The organism is Micromonospora sp. CNB394 (assembly GCF_000374985.1).
Taxonomy (GTDB): domain Bacteria; phylum Actinomycetota; class Actinomycetes; order Mycobacteriales; family Micromonosporaceae; genus Micromonospora; species Micromonospora marina.
This window is the reverse complement of the sequence record NZ_KB895826.1, coordinates 280020-293811: the sequence shown is the minus strand read 5'-3', so window position 1 is coordinate 293811 and position 13792 is coordinate 280020. Positions and strand designations below refer to the sequence as shown.

At 74.4% G+C, this 13792-nt stretch carries 14 protein-coding genes; 9 read left to right on the top strand and 5 right to left on the bottom strand.

What is annotated here, in order from left to right:
* Positions 1-72: 72 nt before the first annotated feature.
* The 4 genes from aroA to C569_RS29850 all read left to right on the top strand — a co-directional run bounded on the left by aroA (position 73) and on the right by C569_RS29850 (position 4371).
* Positions 73-1374 (top strand): 3-phosphoshikimate 1-carboxyvinyltransferase, encoded by a 1302-nt coding sequence (aroA, locus tag C569_RS0105345; protein ID WP_026267727.1) that lies wholly within the window; start codon positions 73-75, stop codon positions 1372-1374.
* A gap of 162 nt (positions 1375-1536) precedes the next feature.
* Positions 1537-2472, top strand: coding sequence for a ribosome small subunit-dependent GTPase A (gene rsgA, locus C569_RS0105340; protein WP_026267726.1), 936 nt, complete (start codon positions 1537-1539; stop codon positions 2470-2472).
* A gap of 54 nt (positions 2473-2526) precedes the next feature.
* Positions 2527-3345 (top strand): histidinol-phosphatase, encoded by an 819-nt coding sequence (hisN, locus tag C569_RS0105335; RefSeq protein WP_018784764.1) that lies wholly within the window; start codon positions 2527-2529, stop codon positions 3343-3345.
* Positions 3346-3405: 60 nt separating this feature from the next.
* Positions 3406-4371: a hypothetical protein gene (locus tag C569_RS29850; RefSeq protein ID WP_018784763.1), complete on the top strand. Its 966-nt coding sequence runs from the start codon at positions 3406-3408 to the stop codon at positions 4369-4371.
* Here the strand turns inward: C569_RS29850 and C569_RS0105325 are convergent.
* Positions 4254-5522 (bottom strand): glycosyltransferase, encoded by a 1269-nt coding sequence (locus C569_RS0105325; protein ID WP_026267725.1) that lies wholly within the window; start codon positions 5520-5522, stop codon positions 4254-4256. The two genes, C569_RS29850 and C569_RS0105325, sit on opposite strands and share 118 nt — an antisense overlap.
* 192 nt (positions 5523-5714) lie before the next feature.
* Here C569_RS0105325 and C569_RS0105320 point away from each other — a divergent pair, with 192 nt between their 5' ends.
* The 3 genes from C569_RS0105320 to C569_RS0105310 all read left to right on the top strand — a co-directional run bounded on the left by C569_RS0105320 (position 5715) and on the right by C569_RS0105310 (position 8094).
* Positions 5715-6713 carry an SDR family oxidoreductase gene (locus C569_RS0105320; protein ID WP_018784761.1) on the top strand — a complete coding sequence of 333 codons (999 nt, stop codon included), beginning with the start codon at positions 5715-5717 and terminating at the stop codon, positions 6711-6713.
* 56 nt (positions 6714-6769) lie between these two features.
* Positions 6770-7441, top strand: a complete 672-nt coding sequence (locus C569_RS0105315) for an ATP-binding protein (RefSeq protein WP_051090448.1) — start codon at positions 6770-6772, stop codon at positions 7439-7441.
* 80 nt (positions 7442-7521) lie between these two features.
* Positions 7522-8094 carry a DUF5709 domain-containing protein gene (locus C569_RS0105310; RefSeq protein ID WP_018784759.1) on the top strand — a complete coding sequence of 191 codons (573 nt, stop codon included), beginning with the start codon at positions 7522-7524 and terminating at the stop codon, positions 8092-8094.
* 4 nt (positions 8095-8098) lie between these two features.
* On the opposite strand, the gene C569_RS0105305 is transcribed toward C569_RS0105310, so the two are convergent.
* Together C569_RS0105305 and macS are read right to left on the bottom strand one after the other, a co-directional pair.
* Complete coding sequence (locus tag C569_RS0105305) at positions 8099-8731, bottom strand: response regulator transcription factor (RefSeq protein WP_196806680.1); 633 nt, start codon at positions 8729-8731, stop codon at positions 8099-8101.
* Positions 8732-8742: 11 nt separating this feature from the next.
* Positions 8743-9864 carry a MacS family sensor histidine kinase gene (gene macS / locus C569_RS0105300; protein WP_026267722.1) on the bottom strand — a complete coding sequence of 374 codons (1122 nt, stop codon included), beginning with the start codon at positions 9862-9864 and terminating at the stop codon, positions 8743-8745.
* A 115-nt stretch (positions 9865-9979) separates the two neighbouring features.
* Between macS and C569_RS0105295 the strand changes: the two genes are divergently transcribed.
* Positions 9980-10447 (top strand): ATP-binding protein, encoded by a 468-nt coding sequence (locus tag C569_RS0105295; RefSeq protein ID WP_026267721.1) that lies wholly within the window; start codon positions 9980-9982, stop codon positions 10445-10447.
* A 6-nt stretch (positions 10448-10453) separates the two neighbouring features.
* Here C569_RS0105295 and C569_RS0105290 read toward each other — a convergent pair whose 3' ends face one another.
* Positions 10454-11392 carry a ribose-phosphate pyrophosphokinase gene (locus tag C569_RS0105290; protein ID WP_026267720.1) on the bottom strand — a complete coding sequence of 313 codons (939 nt, stop codon included), beginning with the start codon at positions 11390-11392 and terminating at the stop codon, positions 10454-10456.
* Between the two features lie 64 nt (positions 11393-11456).
* Here C569_RS0105290 and glpK point away from each other — a divergent pair, with 64 nt between their 5' ends.
* Positions 11457-12941, top strand: coding sequence for a glycerol kinase GlpK (gene glpK / locus C569_RS0105285; RefSeq protein WP_026267719.1), 1485 nt, complete (start codon positions 11457-11459; stop codon positions 12939-12941).
* Between the two features lie 3 nt (positions 12942-12944).
* On the opposite strand, the gene C569_RS0105280 is transcribed toward glpK, so the two are convergent.
* Positions 12945-13778: a phosphoribosylaminoimidazolesuccinocarboxamide synthase gene (locus C569_RS0105280; RefSeq protein ID WP_018784753.1), complete on the bottom strand. Its 834-nt coding sequence runs from the start codon at positions 13776-13778 to the stop codon at positions 12945-12947.
* Positions 13779-13792 lie beyond the last annotated feature (14 nt).

The window sequence follows — 13792 nt, the reverse complement described above, 5'->3', positions numbered from 1 at the left end:
CGGCTGTCCCGCCCAACGGGAGCAGCGGCGCCGGACCCCTCCACCGGCCCGGGAGCTTGGCAGAATGTGACCGTGAGCAATCCGACCGCGACGCGTCCGCCGCAGCAGTGGACCGCGCCGACCGCGAGCGACCCGGTCGCCGCGACGCTGCGCCTGCCCGGCTCCAAGTCGATGACCGCCCGGGCCCTGGTGCTCGCCGCGCTCGCCGGCGGGCCGTCGACACTGGCCCGGCCGCTGCGCGCCCGGGACACCGAACTGATGGCCGGCGGGCTGCGCGCACTCGGCGCCCACATGTCGATCTCGGACGACGACCGCTGGCTGGTCCGGCCCCATCCGCTGGCCGGCCCGGCGCACATCGACGTCGGCCTGGCCGGCACCGTGATGCGGTTCCTGCCCCCGGTGGCCGGGCTGGCCGCCGGCCGGGTCACGTTCGACGGCGACCCGCACGCCCGGACCCGCCCGCTCGGGCCGCTGATCGGCGCGTTGCGCACACTCGGCGTCCGTGTCGACGCGCCCCCGGCCGGGAGCCTGCCGCTCGTCGTCCTCGGCGCGGGCCGGGTCACCGGCGGTGAGGTCGTGATCGACGCCTCCGCGTCCAGCCAGCTCGTCTCCGGGCTGCTGCTCGCCGCGCCGCGCTTCGACCGGGGCGTCGTGGTCCGGCACGAGGGGCCGCCGGTGCCCTCCGCGCCGCACGTGCGGATGACCGTGCAGATGCTGCGGGCCGCCGGTGCCGCCGTCGACGACACCACACCCGACGTCTGGTCGGTCGAGCCGGGCCCGCTGTCCGGGCGCGGCTGGGAGATCGAGCCGGACCTGTCCGGAGCCGCGCCGTTCTTCGCCGCCGCGCTGGTCACCGGCGGTGAGGTGACGCTGCAGGGCTGGCCGCGCAGCAGCCTCCAGCCGGTCGAGCGGCTCCGAGAGCTGCTGCACCGGATGGGCGGCGAGGTGAGCCTCGGCACCGACGGCCTGACCGTGCGGGGCACCGGCACCGTGCGCGGGCTCGACGCCGACCTCTGCGACGTGGGCGAGCTGACCCCGGTGCTCACCGCGCTCACGCTGCTCGCCGACAGCCCCTCCCGGCTCACCGGGATCGGCCACATCCGCGGCCACGAGACCGACCGGGTCACCGCGCTGGCGAAGGAGTTCACCGCGCTCGGCGCGGACATCACCGAGACCCGCGACGGACTGGACATCCGGCCCCGCCCGCTGCGCGGCGGCACGTTCCGCACGTACGCCGACCACCGGATGGCGCACGCGGCGGCGGTGGCCGGGCTCGCCGTCCCCGGCATCGAGGTCGACGACGTGGCGTGCACCTCCAAGACCATGCCGGAGTTCCCGGCACTATGGTCGGGGATGGTGACCGGCAAGAACTGACAGCGGGGGGACGTCCTGGCGACGAAGCGGCGCGAGTACGACGAGGACGACGTCCGGGTACGACCGGGCCGGTCGTCGCGCCCCCGTACGCGCACCCGGCCCCGGCACGCCGACGCCGTCGACGGATTCGTCATCGCCGTCGACCGGGGCCGCTACACCTGTGTGCTCCCCGGCTCCGGGCCGGATACCCCGGTCGTGACCGCTATGCGCGCCCGCGAGCTGGGGCGCAAGTCGGTGGTGGTGGGCGACCGGGTGGGGCTGGTCGGGGACACCTCCGGGGCGCCGGGCGCACTGGCCCGCATCGTGCGCATCGCCGAACGGACCTCGGTGCTGCGGCGTACCGCCGACGACGACGAGACCACCGCCGAGGGGCGGCTGGAACGGGTCGTGGTGGCCAACGCCGACCAGTTGGTGATCGTCAGCGCGCTCGCCGACCCGCCGCCGCGTACCGGGTTCATCGACCGCTGCCTGGTGGCCGCGTACGACGCCGGCATCGAGCCGCTGCTCTGCCTCACCAAGGCGGACCTGGCCGGCCCGGAGGCGGTGCTCGGCTACTACACCGAGCTGGAGCTGCCGTACGTGCTGATCCGCCCGGACTCCGACCTGGCCGCACTGCGGGCGCTGCTCGCCGGCCGGGTCTCGGTGCTGGTGGGACACTCCGGGGTGGGCAAGTCGACGCTGGTCAACCGCCTCGTTCCGGAGGCGGAACGGGCGGTGGGCACGGTCAGCGCCATCGGCCGGGGCCGGCACACCTCCACCAGCGCGGTGGCGCTGCGCCTGCCCGTCGAGCCGGGGGCCGGCGGCGACACCGGATGGATCGTCGACACCCCCGGGGTACGCAGCTTCGGGCTGGCCCACGTGTCCGCCGAGAGCCTGCTGCACGGCTTCCCCGACCTGGTCGAGGCGACAGTCGACTGCCCTGCCAACTGCCCGCACACCGCCGACGAGGCGGACTGCGCGCTCGACGCCTGGGTGGCCGCCGGGAAGGCCGACGCGCGGCGGCTCGCCTCGTACCGCCGGTTGCTGGCCTCGCGCAGCGGCGAGGGCGACCCGCGCGAGCCGGAGCGCAACCCCGGCGACCCGCTCGCCGGTTCCTGACCGGCGGCGACCCGCCGTCGCCGGCCGTGGGCCGCCGCCACTAGCGTGTCGGTCATGACCGGGTACGCCGACGACCTCGCCCTCGCCCACCTGCTCGCCGACGCCGCGGACGCCGTCTCCTCGGCCCGGTTCCGCGCGCTCGACCTGCGTGTCGAGTCGAAGCCGGACCTGACCCCGGTCTCCGACGCGGACACCGCCGTCGAGCGGGAGATCCGCGCGCTGCTGGCCGCCCACCGTCCCGGCGACGGCCTGCTCGGCGAGGAGTACGGCGAGCAGCCGCCCGCCGGTCCCGACGGACGGCGCTGGGTGATCGACCCGATCGACGGCACGAAGAACTTCGTCCGGGGCGTACCGGTCTGGGCGACGCTGATCGCGCTGCTGGAGCACGACCGGCCGGTGCTCGGCCTGGTCTCCGCCCCGTCGCTGGGCCGCCGCTGGTGGGGCGCGCTCGGCGCGGGCGCGTTCGCCGGCACCGGCCCGGCGGACGGCACGCCGATCCAGGTCTCCGGCGTGACGGCGCTCGCCGACGCGAGCTTCTGCTACTCGTCGCTGACCGGGTGGGAGCAGGCGGGCCGGCTGGACGCGGTCCTCCAGCTCATGCGCGACACCTGGCGCAGCCGGGCGTACGGCGACTTCTACGGCTACATGCTGCTGGCCGAGGGGGCACTGGACGTGATGGTGGAGCCGGAGCTGTCGCTGTGGGACATCGCCGCGCTGGTCCCGATCGTCACCGAGGCGGGCGGCCGGATCACGGATCTGGCCGGACGGCCCGCGCCGGCCGGTGCCGGTTCCGCCGACACCAGCGCCGTGGCCAGCAACGGGGCGCTGCACCACGACATCCTGGCCCGGCTCGGCCGTCCAGCCGAGCGTTGACCCGGGGGAAGCCTCTATCCTCGCCAGGTGATTTCCTCCGGTTGGTGCTTCCTCGCGGCGATGATCATCGCGTACGGCTTCGCCAACCTCCTCCAGTCGGTCGCGGCCGCGCGGACAACCGTGCACCACACGTTCGATCCCGGGCTGCTGCTGCGCCTCGCCGGGCAGCGGACGTACCTGATCGGTCTGACCTGCCAGGTCGTCGGCTTCGTGCTCGCCTTCCTGGCCCGTCGGGACCTGCCGTTGTTCCTGGTCCAGGCCAGCGTGGCGGCCGGGCTCGGGGTGACCGCCGTCCTCGGCGTGCTGGTGCTCAAGTGGCGTTTGCCGGCCGCCGAGGTGGTTCTGCTGGTGCTGCTGTTCGCCGGCATCACCGCGCTCGTGCTGTCGGCCCAGCCGGCGCCGTCGCGGCAGCTCGGCACCGCCGGGCTGGTCGGCCTGGCGGTGGCGGTGGTCGCGATAGCCGGCTCCGGCTTCTTCGCCGCCCGGCTGCACGGCGCGCCCGGGTCGGTGGTGCTCGGCTCACTGGCCGGGATGGCGTTCTCCGCCGCGGCGGTGGCCGCCCGGCCGCTCGCCTCGGCCGGATCGGTGGAGGCGTTCGCCCGCGACCCGCTGCTCTACCTGCTGATCGTCCACTCGGTGGTCGGCCAGTTGCTGCTCGGGCTGGCGATGCAGCGCGGGTCGACCACGGCGGCGGTGGCGGCGATGGACGCCGCCGGCGCGGTGCCCGCGGCGATCGTCGGGCTGCTGCTGCTCAACGACAAGATCTGGCCCGGCCGGGAGTGGCTGGCCGGTCTGGGCTTCCTGGTGACGCTCGCGGCGGTGGTCGGCCTGACCCGGTACGCCGAACCGCAGCACCACCACGCCGGCGTCCGCCAGAACGCGCTGGTGGGCGCCGGGATGGTGCCGGTTCAGGCCGCCTCGACCGGACCGCGTTCGGAGACGACCACCTCGACCGACGGCGTCACCTCGACCGGCGTCGGCTCGATCGGGGTGGCCGGACGGCGCCGCCCGATCACCCGCTCGTAGAGGCGCTCCAGCGCGGCGGCGGTCCGTTCCCAGGTGTAGCTGCACCGGACCCGGTCCACCGCGGCGTGCCCGTACGCGAACCGCCCGGCGTTGTCCGAGAGCAGCCGGCGCAGTGTGACCCCGAGCGTGCGAACGTCACCCGGCGGCACCAGCTTGCCGGTCACCTCGTCCACCACCGCGTCGGCGATGCCGCCCATGGCGTAGCCGACCACCGGCACGCCGCAGGCCATCGCCTCCAGCGACACCCGCCCGGCGGACGCGTAGTGCGGGGTGCAGGCCACCAGGTCGGCGGAGCGGTACCAGGTGGCCATCTGGTCGTGCGGCACCGCGCCGACCAGCTTCACCTGCTCCGCCACGCCGGCCCGTTCGGCCAGCTCGCGCAGCCGGCGCGCCTCGGCGTGCCCGTCCAGCCGCCCGGCCGGCGGGCCGCCCGCGATCACCAGTTCCGCGTCGCCGACCAGCCGCATCGCCCGGATCAGGTCGTCCTGGCCGTGCCCGGGCGAGAGCCCGCCGACGGAGAGGATCCGGGGCCGCTGGTCCCGCGGCGCCGCCTCGCCGTCCGGGTGGAACTGGCCGGTGTCCACGCCGGTCGGCACCATCGCCACGGACGTGCGTTGCAGGCCCATCCGGGTCAGCTCGTCGACCTCGTCGTTGCACTGGGCCACCGCCACGTCCACGGCCCGGGTCAGCGCCCGCTCCAGCGGGATGCGCTCCCCCGGCCCGGAGTACTCCCGGCCCAGGTGACGCAACTGCTCGACGCCGAGCGAGTGGAACGTCTGCACCACCGGGATGTCGGTCGCGCGTACCGCGTGGGCGGCGGCCAGCCCGCCGACCCAGTAGTGCCCGTGCACCACGTCGGGAGTCCAGTCCCCGGCCCACTGCCCGGCCAGCCAGCGGCCGTACTCGGCGACGAAGGGCACCAGCTCGGCGGTGGAGAGCATGTCGGGCGGGCCGACCGGGACACGTTCCAGCCGGTAGCCGTCGAGTTCGGTCAGTGCGGGCTGGTCGGACGCGGCACGGCGCTCGTAGACGCGGACGTCATGGCCCCGGGCGGCGAGTTCCGCCGCCACGCGCGCAATGTGCTCCTGCGTCCCGACGGTGGGACCGTCGGTGGACGAGCCGGCGTGCGCGCATACAAGGCCGACGCGCATGGTGCACCTCCATGCGTTTCTCGCGAGCGGGGTCTCCGGTCAGAGCGTCCCATTAACCCAGGTCCGGTACGCCCAAACCTGGCAGATCGGGGTCACCCGGCCACGGCGTCCCGCGGACGGGAAAGCCGACCGAAGCCGATCAGCGTCGAAAACGGTCGGCATGACTGTCCCGACCGGGGGTACCGACGGGGAATGCCGCTGACTCGCAGCCTCTCCGACGCCACAGTCGTCATCACCGGTGCCTCCAGCGGGATCGGCGTGGCCACCGCGTACGCGCTGGCCCGCCGGGGCGCCGACGTGGTGCTGGCCGCCCGGACCGAGTCGGCGCTGCGTCGGGTCGCGGCGTACTGCCGGGAGCTGGGCGCGCAGGCGCTCGTGGTACCCACCGACGTGACCGACCCGGAGGCCGTCGGGCGGCTGGCGGAGCGGGCGGTGGCCGAGTTCGGCCGGATCGACGCCTGGATCAACAACGCGGCCGTGGGCACCGTGGGGCTGTTCGACGAGATCCCGCTGGCCGAGTTCCGCCGGGTGGTGGACGTGAACCTGCTCGGCACCGTGTACGGGACGCGGGCCGCGCTGCCCTGGCTGGGCGCGGCCGGCGGCGGGGTGCTGGTCAACAACGCCTCGGTGCTGGCCGAGGTGGCGATGCCGTACCAGTCGGCGTACAACGCGACCAAGCACGCGATCCGCGGGCTGGCCGACACGGTGCGGCAGGAGTTGCGGGTGACCGGCCGGGGCAACATCTCGATCTGCACCGTGCTGCCCGCCACCATCGACACGCCGTTCTTCCGGCACGCGGCCAACCACTCCGGCCGGGAGCTGACCCCGCCGCCGCCGGTGTACCCGCCGGAGATGGTCGCCGAGACGATCGTCAAGTTGCTGCGCCGGCCCCGGCGCGAGGCGTACGCGGGCGGCGCGGCCCGGCTGATCGGTCTCCAGTGGCGGCTCGCTCCGGCGCTGGCCGAGCGGGTGCTGGGCTGGTACACGGCGCGCACCCAACTGGGCCCCGGCGTACGCGCCGACTCCACGGGGGGTCTCTTCACACCCGACGCGGCGGCAGAGCGGACCGACGGGTGGTCCGGCCGGCGCGGTCAGGTGCTGCGGCTGAGCGCGGCGGTCGGGCTGGCTGCCGGCACCGCCGCCGGTGCGGTGGCGGCGATCAGCCGCCGCACCAGGGGTGCCCGGCCGTGAGTCCCGTCGACCGGACCGGTGCGTGGTCGCGGGCAGACGTGCACAATGGGGCGATCATGCCGACGGATGCGCGTTGCCTGGTGGAGACCGACGAGTCCTCCCCGACGGTCCGGCTGACCGGGGTGCTCGACCGGGCCGGAGTGGAGGCCGTACGGGACGCGCTGCTCGCCCGGCTGTGGCAGCGGCCCGGGTTGCTGCTGGTGGACCTGTCCGGGGTGCGGATCACCGACCCGCTGGCCCGGGACGCGCTGGACGAGGTCGGCCGGGCGGTCGCCGACTGGCCCGCCGCCGAGCTGCTGCTCGATCCGGACGAGCCGCCACCGGACACGCCGCCCCAGTCGCTCGACGCCGAGTTGTCCCCGGTGGTCGAGGCGGCCCGCGAGGCACGTGTGCTGGTAGCCGGCGGGTGCGTCACGTGGAGCCTGCCGGAGCTGACCGAGCCGGCCTGCATCGCGGTCACCGAAATGGTCAACAACGTGGTGGCGCACGCCGTCACGCCGATGACGCTCCGGCTGGCTCCGCGTGACGGCGCGCTGCACGTGGCCGTCCGTGACCACTCGGCCGGGCGGCCCGCGTACGGCGGTCCGGCGCCGGTGGACTCGGTGGGCGGGCGAGGGCTGCTGCTCATCGACACGGTGGCCCGGCGCTGGGGCAGCACGGCGCTGCCCGACGGCAAGGTGGTGTGGTGCGTGCTGTACGCCGAGGACGAGGTGGCGTTCCGCAACTGAGGTGCCGTTTCGCCCCGTTGCTCCCGATCCACCCGGCCGGTCGCGGTTAGGGCGGCGAGGGCAGTGGGTAGTTCCCGAGCATGCGCGACGACGAGTACCCCACCCCCGTGTCCGATCCCGAGGCGGAGGGTCTGCCCGACACCGCCGACGACGACTCCACCGCCAACGACGACGTGCTGACCGGGCGCGAGGCGGACGGCCCCGAGCCGGCCCAGCTGCCCGGTGACCGCGTGCCGGTCGCCGTGGACCAGTTCGGCACCACGGCGGAGGAGCAGCTCGACGGTGAGTCGCTGGACTACAAGCTCCAGCGTGAGCGGTACGAGCGCCCCGCCGACGATCCGCTCGCCGGCCCGGTCGACCCGGACATCGCCGCCGAGGCGGACAGCGAGGAGGCCGCCGCGCAGGCCCAGCTCGACGCCGACGTGATCGACCCGGGCCCGGTCTCGGACCCGGACTCCCCGGTCTCCGTGTACGACCACGGCCAGCTCGGCACCGTCGCCTACCACCAGGTGGGCCGGCTGGTCGAGCCGGACGAGGGCGCACACACCGACCAGGAGACCGACAACGTCGCCTACGACGCCGGCGCGGCGGGCGGCGGGGCCAGCGCGGAGGAACTGGCGGTGCACGAGACCCGGCCGCCGGACGCGCGCTGACCGCTCAGTCGTCCAGGCCCCGCTCGATGGCGTACCGGGTCAGCTCGACCCGGTTGTGCAACTGGAGCTTGCCCAGGGTGTTCTGCACGTGGTTCTGCACGGTCCGGTGGGACAGGCCCAGCCGGTCGGCGATCTGCTTGTAGGACAGCCCCTTGGCGACCAGGCGCAGCACCTCGGTCTCCCGTTCGGTGAGCCGGGGTGCGTCGTCGTGCGGGGCGGGCGGCGTCGCGGCCAGCCGCCGGTACTCCCCCAGCACCAGCCCGGCCAGGCCGGGCGTGAACACCGATTCACCGGCCGCGGTGCGGCGTACCGCGTCCAGGAACTCGGCCGGTGCGGCCGACTTGATCAGGTAGCCGGTGGCGCCGGCCTTGACCGCGTCCAGCACGCCCTGCGGCTCGCCGCTGGCCGACAGCATGAGCACCCGCACGTCGGGCAGCGCGGCCCGCAGACCCCGGATCACCTCGACGCCGGAGATGTCCGGCAGCTGGAGGTCGAGCACGACCAGGTCGGGGCGGGCCGCCGCGGCCACCCGTACCGCCTGCCGTCCCTCACCGCTGGTCGCCACCACCTGGTGACCGGCCTCGGTGAGGTCGCGGGCCACACCCTCGCGCCACATCGGGTGGTCGTCGACCACCATCACCCGGATGCTCACCGGCGCCTCCTCGGCACGACCAGCTCGATCTCGGTGCCGGCGCCGGGCGCGGACACGATGCGCACCTCGCCGCCCAGGTCCGTCACCCGACCCCGGATGGACTGCGCCACCCCGAGCCGCCCCTGCGCGGCGGCCTCCGCCAACCGCCCCTCCGGGATACCCGGCCCCTCGTCGCGTACCGAGACGGTCACCGTCTCCTCCTCGTCCTCGATCAGCACCCAGGCCCGCCCGCCGGCGTGCCGGGCCACGTTGTCGAGCGCCGCGCCGACCGCGGCGCCCAGCTCACCGGCGGCCCGCGCCGGCAGCGGCACCGGTGTGGCGGGCGCGGACACCACGACGGTGGCCGAGGCGAACCTGTCGATCAGGTCACGCAGGTCCTGCTCGTCGCCCGCCGGGTCCGGCGGCACTCCCGTCCGGCCGATCAGCGCCCGCAGCGCCTCCTCCTGCTCACCGGCCAGCCGGGCCAGCTCGGCCGCCTCGCCGTCCAGGTCCGCGCCGCGCCGCCGGACCAGCGCGAGCACCTGGAGCACCGAGTCGTGGATGTCGCGGGCCAGCCGCTCCCGTTCCCGGGTGGCCGCCTCCAGCTCCACCGCCCGCTGCAACCGCTCCTCCGCCCGCACCGCCAGCCGGGCCACGTGCCCGACCACCACGCCGGCCAGCAGCATGAGGATCGCCCCGGTCAGCGCGGACGGGCTGATCCGGTCCCGGGTGGCGAGGTCGGCGCCGCCGAGCACGAGCGCGGCCACCGTGCCCCGCCGCCGACCGCCGGACACCGCCCAGGCGAGCACCGGCCCGGCCAGCCAGGCGGCGGTCAGCATCGGCACCCCGGCGGCGAGCGCCGCGCGACCCACCACCCAGGGCGTGACCAGGATGATCGCCAGCACCACGCCGAGGTCGGCCAGGAGCAGCGGCCAACGCCGCCCGGCCGGGCGGCCGTAACCGGCCGCCGTCACGCCGCTCCACGCCAGCATCGCCAGCAGGACGCCGCCCGCGGCGACCGGGTGCGCGTAGCGGTCCGCGTCGCGCAGCACGACCAGTCCGACGTACGCGAGCGCGGCGAAGCGGAACACCGCTATCGATCGCCAGAAGGGGCCCTCGAGGCCGGAGGACGACGGCATGTGCGACACCCTGTCACAGCCGGTCCGGGGCACCCCGGGCGGTGCGGCCCGAGAAACCCTGACGTACGGTGGAAATGCCGCGAAAGTCGTCGAGAACCATCGTCGGGACAGGGTCATGACAGACGCAGAGCTCCCCGCACCGCGTACGGTTGTGCCCATCGAACCTTCCCTGCTTCTCGCCACGGCCTTCGACCAGGCGCAGGTGACCGGGCTGCGGCACTCGGTCACCTCCTGCGCGCACGGGTCGGGCCTGTCCGGCCAGCGGCTGGACGACTTCGTGCTGGCGGTCAACGAGCTGATCACCAACGCGGTCCGGCACGGCGGCGGGCAGGGCTGGCTGCGGCTCTGGAAGCGGGACGGCGGGCTGGTCTGCGAGGTCGCCGACCACGGGCCCGGGATCAGCGAACGGCGGCTGCGCCACCGCGAACGGCCCGCGCCGGACACCGCCGGCGGCTGGGGTCTCTGGCTGGCCCGGGAGCTGAGCGACGCGATGGAGGTGGAGAGCGGCGACGCCGGAACCGTCGTCCGGATCACCGCCGCGCTCGCCACCCGCCGGCCCGCCACCCGCCCGCTGGACGGCTGACCCGCGTCAGGCGAACAGGGCGCTCACCGACTCCCCGTTGTGGATCCGCCGCATCGCCTCGGCCAGGGCCGGCGCCACCGACAGCACCTCCAGCTTCGGCACCCGCTTCTCCGCCGGGATCGGCACCGTGTTGGTGCAGACGATCTCCAGGACGCCCTCCTGCGCGCTCAGCCGCTCCAGCGCGCCGCCGGAGAACAGGCCGTGCGTGCAGGCCAGCCGGATCGAGCGGACCCCGCGCCCGCGCAGGTGCGAGATCAGCTCGATCACCGTGCTGCCCTTGGCGATCTCGTCGTCCAGCACGATCACCTCCCGGTCCGTCACGTCGCCGATGATCGTGCTGATCTGCACCCGGTCGTCGCTGTAGCGCTGCTTCGCACCGGCCGCGACAGGCGTACCGAGCATCCGGGCGAACGCGGCGGCCTCCTTGGCGTTGCCGAGGTCCGGCGAGACCACCACCGCGTTGCTCAGGTCGTACCCCTTGAAGTGGGCGGCCAGCTCGCGCAACGCGTGCAGGTGGTCCGCCGGGACGCTGAAGAAGCCGTGCACCTGCGGCGAGTGCAGCGTCATGGCCAGCACCCGGTGGGCACCGGCGGAGGTGAGCAGGTCGGCGACGAGCCGGCCGCCGATGGAGATGCGCGGCGCGTCCTTCTTGTCCGACCGGGCGTACGCGTAGTGCGGCAGCACCACGGTGATCCGCGCGGCCGACGCGCCCCGGGCCGCGTCGATCATGAGCAGCAGCTCGACCAGGTGCTCCTGCACCGGCGGCACCAGTGGCTGGATGAGGAAGACGTCGCGCTCCCGGCAGTTCGCCTGCAACTGCACCTCCAGGCAGTCGTTGGCGAACCGGGACACCCGTACCGGGTGCAGCGGGACGTGGAGGTGGGCGCAGATCTCGGCGGCGAGGTCGGGATGGGCCGACCCGCTGAACACGGCAATGTCACGCACGTCTGATGATCGTACGGGGCGCCGGAGGGAGGCGGTGGCCGCTCGCGGCGGGTACGGTGCTGCCGTGACCGCAGAGTTCGTCGCCGCCATCGACCAGGGCACCACGTCCTCGCGCTGCATCGTCTTCGACCGGGCCGGCGAGATCGTCACCGTGGCCCAGCGCGAGCACCGGCAGATCTTCCCCCGCCCCGGCTGGGTCGAGCACGACGCCGAGGAGATCTGGACGAACGTCGAGCACGTGGTGCGCGAGGCGCTGGCGAGCGCCGACATCGGCACCGAGATGCTGGCCGCGGTGGGCATCACCAACCAGCGGGAGACCACTGTGGTGTGGGACCGGGAGACCGGCCGCCCGGTGGCGAACGCCATCGTCTGGCAGGACACCCGCACCGGCCCGCTGCTGCGGGAGCTGACCGAGACGTACGACGAGGAGCGGCTGCGGGCCCGTACCGGCCTGACCCCGGCCACCTACTTCGCCGGGCCGAAGCTGCGCTGGCTGCTCGACCACAACGACGGGCTGCGCGAGCGCGCCGAACGCGGCGAGGTGCTGTTCGGCACCATGGACAGCTGGCTGATCTGGAAGCTGACCGGCCGGCACGTCACCGACGTGACGAATGCCAGCCGCACGATGCTGATGGACCTGGAGACGCTCGACTGGGCCCCGCAGCTGCTCGACGCGCTGCGGATCCCGGCCGCGATGCTGCCCGAGATCCGCAGCTCGGCCGAGGTGTACGGCACCGCCCGGGGGGTGCTGGCCGGGGTGCCGGTGGCGAGCGCGCTCGGCGACCAGCAGGCGGCGCTGTTCGGGCAGACCTGCTTCCAGCCCGGCGAGGCCAAGTGCACCTACGGCACCGGCAGCTTCCTGCTGCTCAACACCGGCGCCAGCCCGGTGCCGTCGCGGCACGGCCTGCTCACCACTGTGGCGTACCGGATCGAGGGCCAGCCCGCCGTGTACGCACTGGAGGGTGCCATCGCGGTCACCGGCTCGCTCGTGCAGTGGCTGCGCGACAACCTCGGCCTGATCTCCACCGCCCCGCAGGTTGAGGAGCTGGCCCGCACCGTCGACGACAACGGCGGCTGCTACGTGGTGCCGGCCTTCTCCGGCCTGTTCGCCCCGCACTGGCGCAGCGACGCCCGGGGCGTGATCGCCGGGCTGACCGGCTACATCACCAGGGGGCACCTGGCCCGCGCGGTGCTGGAGGCGTCCGCCTTCCAGACCCGGGAGGTGGTGGACGCGATGAACGCCGACTCCGACGTGGCGCTGCGCCGGCTGCGGGTCGACGGCGGGATGACCGGCAACGAGCTGCTCATGCGGTTCCTCGCGGACGTGCTGGACGTGCCGGTCGTGCGGTCCCGGATCACCGAGACGACGTGCCTCGGCGCCGCGTACGCCGCCGGCCTGGCCGTCGGGTTCTGGCCGGACCTGGCCACGCTGCGTGAGAAGTGGCGCTCGGACGCGCAGTGGGAGCCGACGATGGACCCGGCGCACCGGGAGCGCGAGCTGCGCCAGTGGCGCAAGGCGGTCCGGCGCACGCTCGACTGGGTCGACTGAGCGTCAGTCCCAGCTGTTGCCGGTCAGCTTCTCGTACACCTCGACGTAGCGGGCCCGGGTCGCCTCGACGACCTCGACCGGCACCTCCGGGGCGGGCGGCTGCCTGTCCCAGCCGCTCGCCGTGGCCCAGTCCCGCACGTACTGCTTGTCGTAGGAGAACTGGGCGCGGCCCGGCTGGTACGACTCGGCCGGCCAGAACCGGGACGAGTCGGAGGTGAGCACCTCGTCGCCGAGGACCAGCGTGCCGTCCGCCGCCCAGCCCAGCTCCAGCTTGGTGTCCGCGATCAGGATGCCCCGCTCGGCGGCGATCTCCGCGCCGCGCCGGTAGACGTCGACGGTGATCTGCCGCAGCCGCTCGGCGACCTCCGGCCCGACCTTGTCCGCCACCTGCTCGTACGTGATGGGCTCGTCGTGTTCGCCGGTGGGCGCCTTGGTCGTCGGTGTGAAGATCGGCTCGGGCAGGATCGACGCCTCCACCAGGCCGCGGGGCAGCGGCACACCGCAGACCGAGCCGGTGCGCTGGTACTCGGCGAAGCCGCTGCCGGTCAGGTAGCCCCGGGCCACGCACTCGACCGGCACCATCTCCAGCCGCCGGCAGCGGATCGCCCGGCCGGCGAACTCGGCCGGCACGTCCGTCGCGGAGATCACATGGTTCGGCACCAGGTCGGCCAGCTGCTCGAACCACCACAGCGACAGCGCGGTGAGCAGGCGGCCCTTGTCCGGGATCGGGGTCGGCAGCACCACGTCGTAGATGGAGACGCGGTCGGTGGCGACCAGGATCAGGTCCTCGCCGTCGGCGTAGACGTCCCGGACCTTGCCCGAGTGCAGAAGTTCCACGGCGCTAGTACACC

Bases quoted from the DNA above. Each gene is read 5' to 3' on its own strand.
- C569_RS29850 (WP_018784763.1), top strand. From the start codon at position 3,406: ATGATCATCGCGTACGGCTTCGCCAACCTCCTCCAGTCGGTCGCGGCC.
- C569_RS0105320 (WP_018784761.1), top strand. From the start codon at position 5,715: ATGCCGCTGACTCGCAGCCTCTCCGACGCCACAGTCGTCATCACCGGT.
- C569_RS0105310 (WP_018784759.1), top strand. From the start codon at position 7,522: ATGCGCGACGACGAGTACCCCACCCCCGTGTCCGATCCCGAGGCGGAG.
- macS (WP_026267722.1), bottom strand. From the start codon at position 9,864: ATGCCGTCGTCCTCCGGCCTCGAGGGCCCCTTCTGGCGATCGATAGCG.
- C569_RS0105295 (WP_026267721.1), top strand. From the start codon at position 9,980: ATGACAGACGCAGAGCTCCCCGCACCGCGTACGGTTGTGCCCATCGAA.
- C569_RS0105305 (WP_196806680.1), bottom strand. From the start codon at position 8,731: ATGGTGGTCGACGACCACCCGATGTGGCGCGAGGGTGTGGCCCGCGAC.
- C569_RS0105325 (WP_026267725.1), bottom strand. From the start codon at position 5,522: ATGCGCGTCGGCCTTGTATGCGCGCACGCCGGCTCGTCCACCGACGGT.
- C569_RS0105315 (WP_051090448.1), top strand. From the start codon at position 6,770: ATGCCGACGGATGCGCGTTGCCTGGTGGAGACCGACGAGTCCTCCCCG.
- hisN (WP_018784764.1), top strand. From the start codon at position 2,527: ATGACCGGGTACGCCGACGACCTCGCCCTCGCCCACCTGCTCGCCGAC.